General features: G+C 44.9%; 17 protein-coding genes. All 17 read right to left on the bottom strand.

All coding sequences use genetic code 11. The annotated features are described in order from the left end of the window. Positions 1-50: 50 nt before the first annotated feature. A complete protein-coding gene (locus OCV56_RS22380; protein ID WP_086714719.1) occupies positions 51-1,796 on the bottom strand; it encodes an arylsulfatase in 1,746 nt (581 codons plus the stop codon). A 61-nt stretch (positions 1,797-1,857) separates the two neighbouring features. Further along, a complete protein-coding gene (locus OCV56_RS22375; RefSeq protein WP_086714718.1) occupies positions 1,858-2,289 on the bottom strand; it encodes a tetratricopeptide repeat protein in 432 nt (143 codons plus the stop codon). A 161-nt stretch (positions 2,290-2,450) separates the two neighbouring features. Further along, positions 2,451-3,644, bottom strand: coding sequence for an iron-containing alcohol dehydrogenase (locus tag OCV56_RS22370; protein WP_086714717.1), 1,194 nt, complete (start codon positions 3,642-3,644; stop codon positions 2,451-2,453). Positions 3,645-3,821: 177 nt separating this feature from the next. Continuing rightward, entirely contained in the window at positions 3,822-4,265 is a 444-nt protein-coding gene (locus tag OCV56_RS22365) for a hypothetical protein (protein WP_086714716.1), read from the bottom strand. Between the two features lie 52 nt (positions 4,266-4,317). Then, a complete protein-coding gene (locus tag OCV56_RS22360; protein WP_086714715.1) occupies positions 4,318-5,733 on the bottom strand; it encodes a coniferyl aldehyde dehydrogenase in 1,416 nt (471 codons plus the stop codon). A 290-nt stretch (positions 5,734-6,023) separates the two neighbouring features. Next, complete coding sequence (locus tag OCV56_RS22355; protein WP_086714714.1) at positions 6,024-6,506, bottom strand: MarR family winged helix-turn-helix transcriptional regulator; 483 nt, start codon at positions 6,504-6,506, stop codon at positions 6,024-6,026. 363 nt (positions 6,507-6,869) lie between these two features. Beyond that, a complete protein-coding gene (gene choV, locus OCV56_RS22350; protein ID WP_086714713.1) occupies positions 6,870-8,090 on the bottom strand; it encodes a choline ABC transporter ATP-binding protein in 1,221 nt (406 codons plus the stop codon). A gap of 2 nt (positions 8,091-8,092) precedes the next feature. Further along, positions 8,093-8,935: a choline ABC transporter permease subunit gene (gene choW, locus OCV56_RS22345; protein ID WP_086714712.1), complete on the bottom strand. Its 843-nt coding sequence runs from the start codon at positions 8,933-8,935 to the stop codon at positions 8,093-8,095. Positions 8,936-9,043: 108 nt separating this feature from the next. Continuing rightward, a complete protein-coding gene (locus OCV56_RS22340; RefSeq protein ID WP_086714711.1) occupies positions 9,044-10,015 on the bottom strand; it encodes a choline ABC transporter substrate-binding protein in 972 nt (323 codons plus the stop codon). A 121-nt stretch (positions 10,016-10,136) separates the two neighbouring features. Next, positions 10,137-11,840: a choline dehydrogenase gene (betA, locus tag OCV56_RS22335; protein WP_086714710.1), complete on the bottom strand. Its 1,704-nt coding sequence runs from the start codon at positions 11,838-11,840 to the stop codon at positions 10,137-10,139. Positions 11,841-11,912: 72 nt separating this feature from the next. After that, positions 11,913-13,373 (bottom strand): betaine-aldehyde dehydrogenase, encoded by a 1,461-nt coding sequence (gene betB, locus OCV56_RS22330; protein WP_086714709.1) that lies wholly within the window; start codon positions 13,371-13,373, stop codon positions 11,913-11,915. 101 nt (positions 13,374-13,474) lie between these two features. Then, positions 13,475-14,077: a transcriptional regulator BetI gene (gene betI / locus OCV56_RS22325; RefSeq protein WP_086714708.1), complete on the bottom strand. Its 603-nt coding sequence runs from the start codon at positions 14,075-14,077 to the stop codon at positions 13,475-13,477. A gap of 416 nt (positions 14,078-14,493) precedes the next feature. After that, a complete protein-coding gene (locus OCV56_RS22320) occupies positions 14,494-14,952 on the bottom strand; it encodes a hypothetical protein (protein ID WP_086714707.1) in 459 nt (152 codons plus the stop codon). A gap of 9 nt (positions 14,953-14,961) precedes the next feature. Then, positions 14,962-16,644 carry an LruC domain-containing protein gene (locus OCV56_RS22315; RefSeq protein ID WP_086714706.1) on the bottom strand — a complete coding sequence of 561 codons (1,683 nt, stop codon included), beginning with the start codon at positions 16,642-16,644 and terminating at the stop codon, positions 14,962-14,964. A gap of 239 nt (positions 16,645-16,883) precedes the next feature. Further along, entirely contained in the window at positions 16,884-18,065 is a 1,182-nt protein-coding gene (locus OCV56_RS22310) for a M24 family metallopeptidase (protein ID WP_086714705.1), read from the bottom strand. A gap of 38 nt (positions 18,066-18,103) precedes the next feature. Then, positions 18,104-19,447, bottom strand: coding sequence for a TRAP transporter large permease (locus OCV56_RS22305; RefSeq protein WP_086714704.1), 1,344 nt, complete (start codon positions 19,445-19,447; stop codon positions 18,104-18,106). Next, entirely contained in the window at positions 19,444-19,986 is a 543-nt protein-coding gene (locus OCV56_RS22300; RefSeq protein ID WP_086714703.1) for a TRAP transporter small permease, read from the bottom strand. Before OCV56_RS22300 ends, OCV56_RS22305 begins: the two co-directional genes overlap by 4 nt. Positions 19,987-20,045: the final 59 nt, after the last annotated feature.

The following is a 20,045-nucleotide window of genomic DNA, read 5'->3' as shown; positions in this document are numbered from 1 at the left end:
GCGGCCAACTCAGCTTTATCGCGCTAAGTTGGCCAACTAATTCATTTCCCCTATTTCACGTTCTCAAACGGATTCCACGCTTCATCAACGGGCACAATATTTTGTGCTTTTTCGTACTCTTGATACTCAGCGACCATCTCATGGAACAGGTCAGGCAATTGCTCTCTCAAGTCGTGCTGTTCAGCAGGATCTTTCTTGGTGTTGTATAGATGCCACTCGCTATCACCACCCATGCCGGTAGAGATTCGAATGATCTTATAATCACCTTTGAGTAGAATCCCGCTGCCAAACAGTTCGAACGGAATCGAGTTATCTGAACTGTGAACCTTTGGTGTCTCTCCTTTGAAGTAAGGCACTAAGCTCACACCACTCATCGGGGCCACTTCTCTGCCCTGATACTCCGTTCCTGGGTGTTGTACCTCAGCAATTTCAAGAATGGTGGCAGCGATGTCTTTTACTTGTGACAAGTCATCAGTTTGAGTTCCCGGCTCCAATGCTTGCTCTCCCTCTAAGACAGCTTTCGCAGGTTTAACGATGAACGGAACTCGGATACCCCCTTCCGCGGTATAGGCTTTGTACCAAGACAAACCACCGGTAGACGCACTCGCCCACTCAGGACCAAGTGACACACTAGAGTTTGCTTTACCTAAGTTTTCAGTCGAGTTATCAAAGTGATGCGCCGTCCATGTTCGAATCAGATCACTGATATTTTCACCGGTAATATCTGCAGCTTCTGGGCCGTTATCTGCGAGATACATGATGTAGGTATTGTCGTATTCCCCGATCTCTTTTAGGTAATCGACAATTTGGCCAACTTGCTGGTCTTGCATTTCCATCATGCCCATCGCGACAGCCATTTTCTTGCCGTACCATTTTTGCTCTTTCTCAGAGAGTGAATCCCAAGGACGGCTTAATGAATTACGACCTGAAATATCCGCATCTTTAGGAATCACGCCCATCTCTTTCATACGTTGAAAACGGTCTTCTCGAACCGAGTCCCAACCATGCTCGACGTAATAATCAACCTTGTCTTGATATGCGGATTCTGGTGCTTGCAGTGGAAGATGAATTCCGGTGAATGGGACGTAGGCAAAGAAAGGCTTGCCGTCGTCTTTTTTGCTGTCGATCATCTTGATGATCTCGTTGGTATAAACCTGATCTGAGTATTCGCCTTTATATTTATCTTCGACGACTTCACCATTACGGTATGTTGGCTCAACTTCAACGCCTGGAATTTCACCTTTTTGAAGCGCATCAGCTGTCGCTGCATTTTTGGCAGGGAACATCATATCTCGATTAAAATGATTCGATCCGCCAGCTAAAATGCCATAACTTTCCGAGAAACCTCGGTCATCAGGTAAAAAACCATCTTCATGACCTAAATGCCATTTACCTGATAAGTAGGTGTTATAGCCATTGTCTTTTAGTAACGTAGCCACCGTTACGCCCTTTTTGGTGAGATAGCCTTCATAACCCGGCTTACCAATAGCCCCCGGATACACAGCGTAATCAAAGGTACCTAACCCAACTTCATGACTATTGGCACCAGTAAGCATCATTGAACGAGTCACTGATGAGGTTGGTGAAGCGTGAAAGTTAGTGAATTTCACCCCCTCTTCGGCCAACGCCATCAAATTAGGTGTATCGACTTCTGAACCATAAGGCTGGGTATCAGCAAAGCCAACATCATCGCCGACAATAACCACAATGTTCGGTTTTTCAGATTCGGCGGCAAAGACTGCGCTGCTTGCTGCTGCCATTGCGGTGAACAACACGGATTTCTTGAATGTCTGCATAAGACGTTCTCCAATTTCTAAGATTAACTTTTTCTGCAATTAATACAGGTTAGGATTTGAATTAGTGCGCGGCTTGAGACATCCAATGTAATAAGTCGAGCGCAGGGTCATAATCTTGAGCGGCTGCCATACCAATCCAGGTGACGGCTTCCGCTTGGCTCACTTCAACGCCACTACCAGAGAAATACATCAGGCCAAGCTGAGTTTGGGCTTCAGGGCTCCCCTGACTTGCTGCAGCATCGAACCACTCCGCCGCTTTATCATCGTTCTGTTCGACGCCCTCTCCGCTTAGGTATCGATAGGCAACAGAAAGTTGAGCGTCTAATTGACCTTGGTAAGCTTCATCCAACAATTGCACGACATCTTGATGCTGCTGCGATTGAGCTAAAACAACCTCACTCTCAAAGCTCTGTTTTCCAGCACTCGCTTTGGCAAACAGAAGGGCGGCCAAAACACTCGCCAGAGTCACGGTAGTAAAACGTTTATTGAACATTTATTTCCTCCTCGGGAATAAAGGTCACAACGTCCCTGTTGAATGAGTTAGGTGAAAAGTAGGAATGGCACGATGATGCACAAGCTCGATAGCAATACGTTTTCAATCTTCATGGTGAGTCCTCGGTGTACAATTAATGACTAAATCTTCTCAGCAACTAACTAGATGGATTTTTCTATAATCTGCTCAATCACTTGCTTTGAAATTGGGTAAAACTGGAAGCAGATATCTTTTTCAATCGCTTGGGCAATATTGCTCTTCTCTTGCGCGTCAAACTCCCAATGACTAAAGCGTTTCATCGCTCCAACACGGGTTTGGAAATCGTTTAAAAAGCCCAACACTCTCTGATAAATCATCTCGTCTGTACCCGTGCAATCAATCGAGAACGCTTGAGCTAATTTGAATGCATTTGGCATATAGAATTCAGGCAGAGCTTCAATCACAACCGGCATCAGTACCGTGTTGGCATCGCCATGAGGGATATGGCTAATCGCACCAAATGCATGAGCACAGTTGTGGATTGGGATACCGCCCAATGAAGAGTAGAACGCAGAGATCGCCATCGTACTCGCTTGAAGAAGATTGCCGCGTGCCGTGAGATTTTCAGGTTTCTCAAGTGCCACGGGTAAGTTTTCAACAATCAGTTTTGCAGCTTGGATGCCGTAAGCATCAGTAAAAGAATTGCTCATTGGCGAAACAATCGCTTCAACCGCATGAGTAAGTGCATCCATCGCAGTGGAGCGAGTAAGGTGAGCAGGTAATTTGGTCGTAACTGTAGGATCAAGAATCGCAATGTCAGCTTCTAAACCAGACGCCACCAAACTTGCCTTAATGTTTTCATGCTCGTTGTAAAAAACAGCAATTGGAGAAGCTTCCGCGCCAGTTCCCGCGGTTGTCGGTACGGCAATATGAGGAACTCGAATGTCTTCGTTGTTTGGCCACACTTCCATAAAGCCACCACCTGCAATCACAGTGCGGATATCATCGATCTGTTTATGAAGTGCGTATTTCACGCCTTTAGAAGCATCAATCACGCTGCCCCCACCCACAGACAAAATAGCGTCTGCATTCAAGTTGTTCGCAAACTCAATCGCAGAGTTAATGTTGTCGCACGTCGCATCTGGTGCAATATCGGTATACACACCGACGAGCTGCGCCGCATCTTGGCTAGCTTCCGGATTAACAAACAGTGCCGAGAATTGCTCAACGAAGCCCAATGATTCCAATCCCTTATCAGAAAAAAGCACGACGCGTTTTGCGCCTAATCGAGAGAATAAAGATGGGATATTTTCGATCCCGTTCTCTTGAGCGTGAACAATGGTTTTCAGTTGAAAGTTAAAATTATTGGTTGTCATGGTGTTTACCTCATTTCTATTTGATGACTAAACAATAACCAATACAAACCGGTCGGTCTAGGCCGCAAATGTCAAAGATATGTCAATTAAGATCCTTGAAGATCAATTTCGCACATACAAAAAAACCCGCAAATGCGGGCTTAGAAATATTTGATTCAATGAGTTAAACAACCGAGGTTAACGCAAGTGAGCGGGCACCTTGGTTTTGTCTCGATTGAGGTAGTAGTAGAGATAAACCAAAGAGTAGATGGTCACAAACGCATCAAGCGCAAATACACCACTCCAACCGTAGAACCACTCATAGTCATTAATACAAACGTTGTATAAGAAGATGCCAACAAACATCGACTTCTCAAACGCGCTGTAAATCATGGTCGAAGTACGTAATGACTTGTACTTGGCAGAGAACATCAATAGCACGCCAATACAACCAACCATTACACCCCAGTGCTGATAAGTACCTAACAGATACTCTTTGTTTTCCATCATGATCTCGTTGTAGGAAAACAGTGTCTGCATACTCCAGTCCGGTGCCAAAAAAGTGGAAAAAGCAGTGGCGGTCAACAACCCGGTGATCATCAAATACGACTTCATGGTTCTTTCAAAAAAACGTTCTAACATAAGTAACCTCTTAAATAATTTCTAAAATGAATAGCGTAATATCAGGTGTGATTTACTTGCCTAGCATGTTCATCACAGCCGTCTTTAATTCGTTGTCTTCTTTTGAAAACAGATGCTTAACGCGATGATCTAAGCCGGTTTCCAATACTGTTTTAGCGTGAGAGAAGGTGATAAACCCTTCTTTGCCGTGATAATTGCCCTGCCCTGATTCGCCAATGCCACCAAACGGCGCATCGTCGACCGCCAAATGAAAGACACAGTCGTTGATACACATCCCTCCCGAATGCACTTGATGCTTCACTTGAGACTGGAGGCTAGAGTTAAAGCTCATCAAGTACAGAGCTAAAGGCCTTGGTTTGCTATTGATGATCTGAAATGCTTCATCAATGTTTCGATAAGTGATCAACGGCAGTAACGGACCGAAAATCTCTTCGTTCATCACCTTAGAAGACAAGCTGGGTTCAACGATCAAGTGCGTCACTAATCGATGAGTATCTAGGTCCATAGCATCGTCATGGCACGCAACAATTCGTGTTCCTGCTTGCTGTTCGTCATTCAATAGGCCGACAATACGGTCACATTGGCGAGGGTTAATCAAAGAGGTCAAATTCTCGGAATAGATCCCTTCATCAAACAACAGTTGGTACTGTTTTTTGTACTCAAGAATAAACGCCTCGAGCTTATCTTCAGGAAGTAATACGTAATCCGGAGCAACGCACACTTGACCGTTATTGAGGCTCTTGCCATAAATGATTCGCTCAACAGCAATATCAACTGGCATATCTTCAGCCACAATCACCGGTGACTTACCACCAAGTTCAAGCGTGACAGGGGTTAACGTGTCAGCCGCAGACTTCATCACCTGACGTCCTACTTGAGTTGAACCCGTAAACAAAAGGTGGTCGAACGGCAGCGCAGAAAACGCAGCAGCAATTTCAACCTCACCTTCAACTAAACACACCTCATCGGCATTGAAGACTTCATCCAATAACTGTCTTAAAACGTGGTTGGTTGCTGGCGTAAATTCGCTCATCTTTATCATCGCGCGATTGCCCGCAGCCAACGCTGAGATCAGCGGACCAACCGACAACATGATAGGGAAATTCCACGGAGTAATAATTCCCACCACACCTTTTGGTTGATAAACCACTTCAACACGAGAAGTTGAAAGTAAAGGGCCGGAATGGCGAATGGAAGATGTCGACCAATGCGGCAAACACTCGATGGTGTGATCAATATTTCCTAAGCAAGGGAGTATGTCGGCCATCAAAGTATCTTGTCGGCTGCGGTGACCATAGTCCTCACTTACAGCGACACACAAACGGTCTGTGTAATCGATAAGAGCAGATTTCAGCGCAAGCAACTGTTCTCTTCTCACCGACACAGTGGGCATCGGATCATCTGCAAAAGCGTCCTGCATACTCTTCAACGTCGCTGTCATTTGTGTAGCCGTCAATTCATGTTTCATACATCACCTCGTGGTTAAGAGATGCACACAATAATACACAACAAACCGGTCGGTCTAGTGTTGTTTTGTCAGAGAATCGTCAATGCTGTCTGAAAGAAATGGCTAGATATTGAATAAATAAGAGATAGTAAATTTGAAAAAGTGGGAAGCAGAAAAGGATAAAGAAAAGACAAATCAGGCTGACATAACCAGAGAAATGGGGAGTAACAGGATCAAAAATGGCCGCTCAAAGCGACCATTAAATATCGTTATAATCAATTGTTTTTAAAACAATTAATTTATTGTTCTCATTAGCTTTTAGCTACGTTAGCAATGCCTTCAAGTTGCAGAACTGGAGCAGCGTCGATGTCTTCCGCATTCATCATTGACGACACGCGTTGCATCGAAGAAAGCAGTAAGCTTTGCTCCCACGGCTCCAAGTTTTGGAATTTTTTTACGAAGTTATCTTGCAGCGGCGGTGGCGCGTTGTTAAGCAATTCTTGGCCTTTATCAGTCAGATTTGCGTGTACTTTGCGTCGATCAGATTCACTGCGCACTCGTTGTACATAGCCATTCAGTTCCAAACGATCGATGATCGTCGTTGTGGTGGCTTGGCTTACATTGGTTTGGTTCGACAACTCTTTGATCGTCACATTACCCATTTCTTGGATTGCTCTCATTAAAATTAATTGAGGGCCAGTCAGACCATACTCTTTACTCAGCTTCTTCGAGTGTAAATCGATAGCGCGAATAATTTGTCGAATAGCGACTAGGATTTCGTCATGTTTGTCCAAGATACAGACCTTTGTACTAATATACTGTGAGTGATTTTACAGCGTCGAAGCTATGATATGTCCTGATTTATTAAGTCAGGCGCGCTCGAATTACACTGTAAATTGATAAATTACTTCATTGATTTTTCCGCATTGTACTGATGTTCATACTATTCTCAATCTTTTATATGCCTCTTAATTTGCGCGTGGCAACACTTTTACTCAAAGAGTGTCAATATTAAGGCTTATATCGGCTAACAAAGTAGAAAAACAGAAACATAGTAGGCAAATAAAAAGGCTGAATAGTCAAATAGGTAGCAAGCCCACTGCCGTCTCACTACCGATTTTCATTGCTTAGAGAACAAAATATCTCAACTCAAATTTTTAGGCGGCATTATTGAGCTGAAAGTTTCCCGTAAGTGCATTATAAAACTCGCTGTTATCTAGGATCCCAACCAATTTATTGTCTTCAACTAACAAAATAGGATGATTGCTGATCTGCTTAAGCTTAATTGCGTCACGCATGCCAATCTCTGGACTTGCCACTACCACACTCGACGCGTTGATCGCAGTTAGGTCGTCAGACTCGCCCCACTCTACAAGAGCCAATGTTGATTCACCTTTTACAGATAAAACACCTTCACTCTGTTCAATCCAGAGATCTTTTGAATCGCAGATCTGCCAGCTATCGTTATCTTGTGTCAGTGAACCAAGAGGCTGCATCAATGATCGGCCTTTAAGCACGTTCAATGGATTGGTGTGAGCGACAAAGTCCTTCACGTATTCCGTTTTAGGTGTGAGTACGATCTCTTCAGGTTTGCCATGTTGAATCAGTTTACCTGACTCCATAATCGCAATGTTATTACCGATTTTCAGAGCCTCATCCAGATCGTGGCTCACGAAAAGAATCGTTTTATTGAGCTTATTTTGCAAAGTGATCAGTTCATCTTGAAGCTGCGCGCGAATCAGTGGATCAAGCGCTGAAAACGGTTCATCCATCAAGAGAATATCAGTGTCCATCGCAAACGCTCTCGCCAAGCCAACACGTTGCTGCATGCCACCAGAGAGCTCATGAGGATATTTAGTTTCCCATTCCGCTAGGCCAACCATCTCCAGTTGCTCGCGAGCTTTAGCACGACGAACATCTTTAGCAACTCCTTGCATTTCAAGGCCAAACGCCACGTTATCCAGTACATTTAACCAAGGCATCAGGGCAAATTTTTGAAATACCATGGAAACGCGATGAGTACGAAGGTGACGCAGTGTCGCTTCATCGCATTGCTCACCTAAATCAACCAGCTTGTCTCCATCTTTGATCGCTAGCGTGCCACGACTGATTTCATTCAATCCGTTTACTGCACGAAGCAAAGAAGATTTACCCGAACCAGACAAACCCATCAATACACAGATTTCGCCTTCTTTAACCGTCAGCGACACATTGTCTACGCCGACGACTTGGCCGGTTTCATCAATAATCTCCTGACGAGTTTTACCTTGGTCAAGTAACTCAAGCGCTTGGTTAGGCTTGTCACCAAACACCACATCAAGGTTTTTAATGGTGATAGCGTCCTGCTCTAGAGACATAGCTTTATTTTCTTGAGACATAATCAAGCTTCCTTCTGGTTCGGTGTTTTGCACAAGCGGTCAAGGATGATTGCCACTAAAACAATCGCTAATCCGGCTTCAAAACCTTGTGAAATATTCACTGTGTTTAGCGCTCGAACAACAGGTTTACCAAGGCCGTCAGCACCTACAAGCGCCGCAATAACCACCATAGAAAGCGATAACATAATACACTGAGTGACACCTGCCATAATGCTTGGCAGAGCCGCCGGTAATTCAACTTTAAGTAGTAACTTCATGCGGCTAGCACCAAAGGCTTTACCCGCTTCAATCAACTCTTCAGGTACTTTTGTTACACCTAAGTAGGTCAGACGGATTGGAGCCGCTATCGCAAAGATAATCGTGGATATCAGACCCGGAACGATGCCTAAACCAAATAGAACCAATGTCGGGATAAGGTACACAAAAGTTGGGACCGTCTGCATCAAATCGAGAACCGGTCGAAGTAAGGTATACAACCAAGGACGATGAGCAGCCATGATGCCAACCGGCACGCCAATTAATACGGAAATCGTTGTCGCCGCAAAGACGAGAACAAAGGTTTCCAGCATTTCTTGCCAATAGCCAAGGTTGAGGATGGTCAGCAGCGCCGCGACAACAAAGACCACCAGCGACAATTTACGGTGTAAATACCAAGCAAGAGCAGCGGTGATAACAATTGGTAGCGCTGGCGGCATCCACTTAAATACATCGACTAAAAATAGAATAACGGTTTCTAAGAAGATAGAAATAGCATCAAAAAAGCCTGCTGCATTGATTGTTAACCAGTCAACACCAGCTTCCATCCATTGTCCGACAGGGATTTTGTTTTCCGTAATAAAATTCACAATATTGCCTTTTATTATGGGTGGGCTACTTCAAACCAATCGATAAATTGGCAAGCCCACCTTTTTTATTTATAGAGCTTTGATAAATAGATCGATAGCTAGGTAAAACTAAGCTTTTACTTGCTTTAAGTATTCAGTAACGGCTTGCGTCGCTGATTCACCTTTATGCGTTTTTACGTTATCTAACCAAGCTTCAACTTGCTGTGGGTTGTCGTTTAACCACTGTTGCGCCGCTTTTTCAGGCTTTACGTTTTGGTTGAGGATGTCTTCCATTAATTGGTTTTCCATCTCTAACGTAAACTCTAGGTTTTGTAGAAGCTGACCAACGTTTGAACATTCTGATAGGTAGTTTGAACGAACATTGGTGTAAACATTCGCACCGCCGTAGTTCGGGCCAAAGAAGTCGTCACCACCAGAAAGGTATTCCATCTCAACGTTGCTGTTCATTGGGTGCGGAGCCCAACCAAGATAAACGATCCATTGGCTACGACGTGCTGCGCGTGATACTTGAGACACCATGCCCGCTTCACTTGATTCCACTAGGCTGAAATCTTTCAAACCAAACGCGTCAGAATCAATCATTGATTGGATTAGGCGGTTACCATCGTTACCAGGTTCAATGCCGTAGATGCGGTCTTTAAACTTATCGGCATGCTTTGCTAGGTCTGAGAAGCTTTTAACCCCCGCGTCATACACGTATTTAGGTACAGCTAGCGTGTATTTCGCACCTTCAAGGTTGGCACGAACGGTTTCAACCGTACCCGCTTCACGATACTTAGCAATATCGCCTTCCATGGTTGGCATCCAGTTACCTAGGAATACATCAATGTCGCCATTGGCCATAGAAGAGTAAGTTACGGGTACTGAAAGCAGGTCTGTTTTGGTTTTGTAGCCAAGACCTTTCAGTAACTCAGAAGTGACTGCCGTCGTTGCGGTGATGTCAGTCCAACCGACATCGGCAAAGCGCACGTTTTCACATTGCTGTGGCTCAACAGAAGCGTTAGCCGCAAATGCAAATGAGCTGATAGCGAGTGTTGTTAACGTTTTTGTCGCCACGTTCTGAATATTTAGAGTCGTCATAATGGTTCCTTTTGATCTTTCCTTTTTCTGCTCTATCTCAAATGGATAGCGGCAGTACTGCTGACTTTTGACTTATGATTGGTGTTACTATTTTTGTTATTTTTTAAGCAGCAACAGAGGCTTAAGCTTCTCTCACTGGCTTATTGATTCTTTGTTTTTCTTCCCATTCAGGTGCAATCCATACAGGAACGTCTTGTTCTTTGAGCATTGGCTTACCCAAAATCAAATCGGAAGCACGCTCAGCGACCATGATGGTTGGCGCGTTTAAGTTTCCATTTGGAATGGTTGGGAAAACAGACGAGTCGACAACACGTAGATTATCAATGCCACGAACACGACACTCTTCATCAAGTACCGCCATTGGGTCGTGATCTGAACCCATTTTGCAGCCACAAGAAGGGTGATAAGCACTTTCAACGTTCTGCTTAACCCACTCGTCAATCGCTTCATCAGAGGTTACGTTCAAGCCCGGCTGAATCTCTTCACCACGGTAAACATCCATCGCAGGTTGCGACAGAATTTCACGCGTCAGACGAATACAATCACGCCAATCTTGACGATCTTGCTCAGTCGAGATGTAATTAAAAATGATCTCTGGCTTGGCATGCGGATCAGCCGAAGTGATCGCAACCGTACCGCGACTCTCTGGCTTGTTAGGTCCAACGTGTACTTGAAAACCGTGGCCATCAAAGGCCGCTTGGCCGTCGTAACGCATCGCTGCCGGTAGGAAATGGTATTGAATATTTGGCCACTTCAGTCCTTTGCGAGAACGAATAAACGCGCACGATTCAAAATGATTGGTTGCACCCAAGCCTTTACGAGTCAGAATCCATTCCGCGCCAATCATGCCCTTGCTGACTAAGCCAAGTTTGCTGTTAAGCGTGATAGGTTCGTTACAGTGGTATTGGAAGTACACTTCTAAGTGATCTTGCAGGTTTTCACCGACACCATTCAGTTCGTGTTTCAGCTCAACACCTGCCTTTTCAAGCACCGCTTTAGGACCGATACCAGAAAGCTGCAGCAGTTGAACCGAACCAATAGAGCCCGCGGAAGAGATCACTTCCTTGTTCGCCATAGCAGTTTGGATATTGCCTGACTTTTCAAACTCAACGCCAACGGCTTTCTTACTTTGGTCGGGTTGAACCTCGATCAAGAACTTACGAGCCACAATGCCTTTTTTCAAAGTAAGGTTTGGGCGCTTCAATGCACGACGTAGATAAGCGTTAGAGGTTGAGGCTCTAACACCTTTATCTACCGTCATGTGCATAATGCCGAAGCCTTCTTGCTGGTATCCGTTGTAGTCTTGAGTTTCTGGGTACCCAGCGTCTTTACCTGCATCGATGAACGCTTGGTAAAGTGGGTTGAGCTCCATATCGTTACCGTTACAAGTGCCTACAGGACCGTTATCGCCACGATATTCGTCACCACCCTTGCTCCACGACTCAGCACGGCGGAAGTAAGGCAAACACGCTTGGTAATTCCAACCGGCAGCGCCCTCTTCTTCCCATTGGTCGAAGTCACAAGCGTGGCCTCGCACATAAACCATGCCATTGATTGATGAACTGCCACCTAATACCTTGCCACGTGGGCAATGCAGTTCACGTCCATCAAGGCCCGGTTCTTGCTCTGTTTCAAATTGCCAAGCGTACTTTTCAGTATTCATTGGGTAAGAAAGTGCGGTTGGCATCTGGATAAAAATGCTCTTATCCGTGCCACCAGCTTCCAGTAATAAAACGCTATGTTCACCGCTTTCCGTTAGCCTATCCGCTAACACACAGCCGGCCGAACCCGCGCCGACGATAATATAATCGTAGCGTTGTTCCATGTTATCTATTCCCTGAGATGAGTCAGTGGGGCTAGCTACTTTAAGCTAGCCCATTAAATTGAATGTTACGCGTTAGGCATAAGGGCTGGCGTAGTCGCCAAGTTCAATGAGAATGCTCTTAGTCTGCGTATAGTGGAGTAGAGTCTCTGGTCCATTTTCACGGCCAATACCCGAAAGTTTGTAGCCACCAACAGGCATTTCTGCTGGTGAGTCACCCCACGTGTTCACCCAGCAAATACCCGCCTGCATTTGATGAATTACACGGTGAGCGCGAGAGAGGTTTTGCGTGAATACACCAGCAGCAAGGCCGTATTTGGTGTCATTAGCACGACGAATCACATCGTCTTCGTCAGTAAACTTCATTACCGACATCACAGGGCCAAAGATCTCTTGTTGAACATGAGGCATGTGGTCTTCGCATTCCACAAACACGGTTGGGATAACAAAGTTGCCGTTTTCAAGACCGTTGTCTGTCACTTGATAACCGCCCGTCAGCAGGGTTGCACCTGACTGTTTAGCTAGCTCAATCGCTTCAAGGACTTTTGAAAGGTGTTCTTTAGAAATCAACGCTCCGATCTGAGTTTCCATATCCATTGGGTTACCAATGATCAGTTTCTCAGTGCGTGTTTTAAGTTGGTCAATGAATGCGTCATAAATATTTTCGTGTACATAAACACGAGTACCATTGGTACACACTTCGCCTTGAGTGTAGAAGTTCGCGACCATCGAAGCGGAAACTGCATCATCCAATTTAGCGTCATCAAACACGATCATCGGTGACTTGCCACCTAGCTCCATAGTGACTGATTTCAGCGTTTTAGCGCTGTCAGCCATCACGGCTTTACCGGTACCGGTTTCACCCGTAAACGAGACTTTCGCGATATCTGGATGAGCCGTTAGCATTTGGCCCACACGGTAGTCACCTTGAACTACGTTGAACACGCCATCTGGAAGGCCAGCTTCGGTAAAGATTTCAGCAAGCTTTAGAGCTGTGAGAGGGGTTTCTTCAGACGGTTTGAAGATCATCGAGTTACCCGCGGCAAGTGCCGGAGCCGATTTCCACATCGCGATTTGAATTGGGTAGTTCCACGCGCCAATGCCTGCACAGATGCCAAGTGGTTCACGACGTGTGTAGAAGAATTGAGATTCGCTGAGCGGCTGTTGGTCACCTTGCAGCGTTGGAGCCAAGCCAGCAAAGTATTCAATAACATCAGCGCCAGATGCCACATCCACTTCAATCGCTTCTTGTAACGGCTTGCCCGTATCAACAACCTCAAGCTTTGCAAGGTCTTCATTTCGAGCTCTAAGTATTTCTACTGCCTTCAAAAGAATACGGCTGCGTTCCACAGCTGTCATTGCTGACCATACCGCAAACCCGCGCTTCGCAGATTCAATAGCATTGTCGACATCCGCTGAAGATGCTTGGCCTAACGTCGCGATAGGTTCACCGTTTGCAGGGTTAATGCTATCAAAGGTTTCACCAGAGGTTGCTTTAACCGCTGCGCCATCGATGTATAACGAGTTCATTTCCATTTGAGATTCTGACTTAATTATTGTTATTAGACTCTACTGGTCTATATGTGAGTATTGGGTGTAGATAGTGGTCGTTCTAGGTCTAGCGCTACCACTGCGATCTATCTGCTGTGACACGAATAGAACGTAAGTTGTTTATCTAGATAATCATTGATGATGGCACGCGCCTTTTTAGCATCGATACCATCAGGGTTTAGTGTGCCTCTGAGCCACAAACCATCGATTAGAGATGCGATCCCGTGAGCAACGAGATCCGCTTGTTCATGATTCAAAATGCCTTTCAACTCAAGGCGTAAGTGTGAAAGCAAACGTTTTTCATTCACGCGCTGGAGTCTTTTTAGTTTCTGGTCATGCATGGAATATGACCAAAATGCCAACCACGTCTTCGCGACCTTATTTTCTGCTTGATAACCTTCAAAGTTACCATCAATGATCGCATTAATTCTCTGCTGGTGAGCATCAGCAGGGAGCGCTTTGAGAGCAGTGGTAATGGTATTGGAGAGTTGGCGAAGGATTTCACGCATGGTCTCTTCAAGCAGGCCGTGCTTGCCACCAAAATAGTGATTAATAATGCCAGTGGAGACTCCCGCTTCTTTGCTGATCAACGCAATACTCGCGGCATGCAAACCCACTCGATCAATCACCGTCATGGTGGCTTGAACAAGCTGTGGTTTACGTATGTCAGGCATCCCAACCTTCGGCATTTCTTAGTCCTTTTATTTTTTATTGAACGTTCAGTTAAATATAAAATGACAGAAATTTAGTTAGGGTTCAAATGATTATTTAAAACAAATTCGTAACAACACACCATTCAAAAGGTCAAAACCCATCAAAAACAATAAGTTAAATATCATTTAGAGCACTAACGAAAACAATTAAAGATTTGAGGTGTGATAGTTATTGGTCAAATGTTTTTTATTGATTAGAACAAATATCAACCAATCATCTTATGTACCGAAACAAGGAGATACACAACTAACAAGCACCTTTATTTGTCTAGAAGAAGGTAGAGTTGATGAAGCGTAAAAATGAAAATCAGATATAACGAGAGCACCATAATCAAGTTAGGTGCTCTCATTTTTATTGCCAATTTTGAGATAATAAAACGTGGTTAGTTCAACTAAAAAGCCAAGTGGTAACTGTTGCTCGACTGATCGAGTTTGATGACCCAATTTTGCTCAAATTCACTGCTACTCATTGGCACCCAACGCGCATAAATTTGTTCCCAATTACCATTCACCTCTAACTCCACCACATCAGTGTGCGTTGGGTACACGGTTGTAATTCTAGAAAGAGGATCAGCCACCACATCACCGTTGCTCATCACATGCGCAGCTTTGGCGTACAAATGCAGTGCCCCCGAAGTTGTTCCGGTATAGTCCATCGACAAACTGATCTTCTCACCGACATCAAACGAAAATCCCTCTTGGGCGACGATATCTGCTGTACTGGTTATCGCTGCGACCGCTGGCGAAGCACTCGAGTTACCACCGCCGCCACCGCCACCTCCTCCACCGCCACAGGCACTGATGACTAATGAGAGAGATGTTAGGGTAATTAATTTGTTTATATTATTCATGGGGCTCTCCTACTCATCCGTTGCTGAAATAACTTTATTGGTGACTGATGCCTTGTACCATTCACCATCCGTCTCACCACTGCTGGTTACCCATGTAGGAAACGACAGATAAGCATCACTAATATCAATATACTCGATGGGGTGATCCCATTCGTCACGAATGTTAATGACCCAAGGCATGTTGTTGCTTGTTTTGAAAGATTCAGAGCCTGATGAGTTATCGTCATGAATGTTAAACAAGGCGTTATTCATATCACTGGTACCAGAAAACGGCTTGAGATGAGTTTGCCACGTCATACCAGGAGGAGTACCAACGAAATCACCGTGATATGTATGCTCAGAAGCAAAAATAAATGAATCGTAAGGTGGGTATCCGATGCCATCTCGAGAGACAGGATTAGTAAATTCAACAGACAGTTGATAGCTCAAAGCTCCAGCATTTTGCTGTGCTGCACAAGCGCTTTGAGTTCGATAAAATTCGCAGCTCTCATCAATTTCACCCAAGGTTTCTAAATCGAGTTTCAAATTTTCTGAGACAATTAGAACTGTTTCACTGTCGTCAGCTTTCAATATGGTGTGTTCAACAGCAACGCCGTTTCTCGTTAGCGTAGTAGAGGCAACATTACCAGGAAGCACATTGGGTAGCTGTACAGCGTAACCGTTCGAGTACCCAGCCCCCATTGCCTGTAACGTGTAATCAATCGTGATAGTTTTCAGTTCTCTTTGACCATTTAAAAGCTCTGTCACTCGGTAGCGCCATACAACGTCATTAAAATCGTAATCGCCTTTAAGAGGCCAATTATCCTCGAATGCGAGAGTAGCAAAAGTGTCTGAACTTGGATAAACCGATGTCACCGTCACATCATCATTGTTTTCTTGAACAAGCACTTCGTACTTAGAGTCTGTTGTGCCATCTTCATTAACACCATCAATAGCTTCGAATGGTGTCACCTCTACCGTAAAGATCAGATCATTAAAATCATTGTCTCCGCTAGGTCGGTAAATATCCTCAAAGCCAATCACTAGGAATTCATTCTCTGTATCGAGAAACGCAACATTGTGCCTTCTATTCTCAGCGGTTGCTTCAGGGTTAATTGCAGGGTAGCTATAAAAAGGCGTCCCCCAACTACTAAGGCTGTCAATATTGTTATAAGACCCCGACCACCCCCAACCATTAGAAATGATGAAGAAGGCCAGTGTTTGGCCAGCGGTAAGTTCAACACTTAAATCGATGGTGTCGCCCTCTTGCATCTCACCTGCACTCGCAACTGAAGTATTAGGAAACACAATCACATGTGCATTAATGTCATCTTTGGTGACCGGTGGATTGTTTGTATCAAATACGAAGTAACCAAGGGAGTTTCGATAACCAGCCCCTTCATTCAAGAAAGTGATTTTCGCCAATGCGTACTCCGCACCGTTCAACTCATCGTCAATATCAATACTCGAATAACGCTCGGGCGCAATAAATGCGCTGTTCACCGTACTTCCTTCAGGGAGCATCGAATACACATTGCTTAAGACATCTTGTGGGAGTGAATCAGCTATCGAATAAGTAATGTTGGGTTTACCTTTCGCTGAATAATTGGAGGCATCCGCACCAGATTCAAAGGTAAGATCAGCGGTAGTCAGTGCCATCGCAGCACAGGGGATTAGGCAACTAGGTAGTATGACTGAATTCCAATTTCTCATTATATTCCCTCTTTTAACTAGCCATAAGCGAGTAGAAAGGAATAGAGCAAATATAGTGCCGAAAATTAATTATTATTTAACAGTCAGTTAGGTGAATCTAAAAAGCCTTTCTCATATTGAGAATGAAGTTGATATAAAAGCCGCTATTTATATAACGGCTTAATCTTTAGATGGACAAAAGCTTCAAGAGAGCAATTTAAAGCGACTTGTTACCTTATAGCTTTTAGCTAATGATTTTGTTAGCTAATAACCGGCATCGATTGCCATGTCCTTTGGTGCAACATTTCACACCCAGATTCAGTAATAACGATGTTCTCCTCGTGCACCATCATACGATTTTTCGCAAATGCCATGCCCGGCTCAAGCGTTAGCACCATACCGGGTTTTAAGATCACATCACCGTTAGGGACATGTGATGGCCATTCGGTTAACTGCATACCCAACCCGTGCCCCATACGACCCACATCGTTGCCGAGTGCACCATTCTTTTCAAGCACCGACCACATGGCTTGCCACACGTCTCCGGTTGTTCGTCCCGGTTCAGCAATCGCTAGCCCTGCTTCTGTCGACTGATATACCGCGTCATAAGCCGCTATTGTATCTGGCTGCGCATATCCAAACGCATAGTTCCGGTCAAAGTCGCTAAAGTAGCCATCAAAGTTAGCACCCGTATCGATGATCAAAACATCTCCTTCAGAGAGCACGCGATCGGTTGGTCCCATGATGATGTTGTCATAACCACCTTGGCCGGATGCCGAGATCAGATAAGGACATGCATCAGCGCCCAAGCGTAGCACCTCTAAATGCATTGCTTTACACGCCTGTCGCTCTGTCATGCCTATTGTTAAATTTTGGCGAAGATACTCAAAACCCGCCGCCGTGACTTGGCACGCAAAGCGTACTTTATCGATTTCGGCTTGAGATTTAACACTGCGCAGATCGCGAATCATCAGCGACACATCCACCACACTATGTTGGCTTAGTTTCTGCTGTAACAATGCATAGTTAGTGGCTGGCATACGCAGATGTGTTTCTGGGCCGATCATCGAACCGATTCGACGAGAACCTTTGGAGACTTCAGATAGCGTAGCCGCTAGCAAAGAGATACCGTCGTCTTCTGGCCTTGGTGATGGCCAACTGCGCACATCGTCAATCCATGTATCATCAAAGCCAGCGACACCAATCTCTGGCACCACAGCGATAGGCTTACCAAACGCAGGCACAACCAAAAACCAAGGTCGAGTTGGGCTTTCCCAAAACTGCGATTTGAAGCCACTGAAGTAGCGAAATTCAGGCTCAGTAGTAAAAAATGCGGCATCGATGTTTTGAGCACGAAGCCGTTTTTGCAACTCAACGGTGCGCAGCTCTAATTCTGCTGATTCAAACCCTCTCTGTGGAGGTGTTAGCGGCAATATACTCATATCTCTATCCTTGATTGAATAACGGGTAGCTAGGCGTATTAATTGAATAAAATGTCTCTTGGTAACAGAGCGATACTTGGGAAGAAAATTAGCAATGCAGACATCAATATCAAGATAAGGAAAAACGGCAGTGTTCCGCGGATGACTTCCATATAAGGTCGCTCGAAAATCGCAATTGCGGTAAAGATGTCACAACCGAATGGCGGCGTTGCAGAACCTATCGCCATTTGTAACGTCACCATCACACCGACCAAGATTGGGTCGATACCTGCTGCATCAACAATCGGCATAAAGATCGGCGTTAAAATTAGCAAAACCACCAAAGAGTCCACAAACATGCAGCCGACAAAGAAAGTCAGTGCGATGACAAACAGAATGAATTCAGGTGAAGCATCTTCTAAATTAAGAGGAGCCAATAATTCCTGAGGAATTTGTTCAAACGAGATATACCAAGAGAACGCCTGACCGACACCCACCAGCACAAACACAACCGCGGTAATCAAGCCGGTATTTAACGCTGCATCACAGATGTCTTTTACGCCAAGTTTGCGATAGAAAATGCACTCAACGATGATTGCATACAACACTGCAAATGAGGCTGCTTCGGTAGGTGTGACTACGCCAGAATAGATACCACCGATGATCAAAGCGGGGAAACCAAGAGGAAGAATCGCTTTCTTAATCGCTTCAATGCGTTCTACAGTATTGGCTTTTTCAACCAAAGAGATGGTGTCACTGTGTTTCACGCTATAGGCATAGCTGTATAGGGAGAACAAGGTCGCGAGCACTAAACCTGGGCCGATACCTGCAATGAATAGCTCACCTACACTGGCATTGGCTAAGGTGCCGTAAAGAATCAGACCGATACTAGGTGGGATAAGAAACGCGATGTCACTGGCATTGATGATCAGAGCCATCACAAAACTGTCTTTGTACCCTGCTTGCAACAATTTCGGACGCATGATTTGACCAACCGACACCACGGTGGCTTGGGTCGAACCAGAAACAGATCCAAATAGAGTACAGCTAATGCAGGTGGTAATCGGCAGCCCGCCACGCAGATGCCCTACAAACGCTTGAATCAGACCCAGTAAGTTATACGCTGTGTGACCACGCGTCATAATATCCGCAGCCAAGATGAACATCGGCACCGCAATCAGTGCGTTAGGTGAGATACCTGTCACCATCTGCTGAATCAATACGCCGGGCTCAACCTGAGAGAAATGAATCAAGCCAATCAAAGCCCCAACCGCTAACGGCACAATCATAGGGAAGCTCAAAAACAGTAGAATCACCATCACAGAGACAAGGGTAAATGTAATGACATAAATATCTAATTCGCCCGCAATAATGTCCGAGAAAAACTGTGCAACATCGCTCATTCGAACTCACCTACTTTTGTATTTCTATTTTCAATCACGTCAAATGACACGTAGATATCTTTGTGCAGCAGGTTCATCAAGAAACTCATGCTGTATTGCAATCCGGCGATGAAAAAGCCGATAGGGATGATTGCGTATACCCAAAACACAGGGAATTGAAGAGCTGGGCTTAATCGATTGATGTCTTTCAACTCTTTGACGTAGAAGAACGCGTGGTAGGTGAGATAGAACATCAACATGGCAGTGAGTAGCGCAATAATGGTTGTGAGAACTTTTTGAGCTTTTGTGCTTAGTGAATCGTAGACCGCAGTCATGCGTATATTTCGCCCTTGGCGCACTGCATAAGCGAAGCCAATAAAGGTCACAGACACAATCAGAAATTGATTGAGCTCTTCTGAAAAAAACAGGCTTTTGTTAAAAGCATACCGACCAATCGCATTGGCCGTAGAGTTAATCATCATCGTAAGAATGGCGGTCATGATCAAAAAGCGCTCTAGCTTTTCCGTCACAACACTGATTTTATGTAGCAGTTCTTTCATAACAGGCAGTGCTCCATACTTCGTTCAGTGACAGGGGTCCAGTGCCACAAATTGGAGAA

It is taken from the genome of Vibrio gigantis (assembly GCF_024347515.1).
Taxonomy (GTDB): Bacteria; Pseudomonadota; Gammaproteobacteria; order Enterobacterales; family Vibrionaceae; genus Vibrio; species Vibrio gigantis.
The sequence above is the reverse complement of the archived record's forward strand: the minus strand, read 5'-3'. Positions and strand labels throughout refer to the sequence as shown.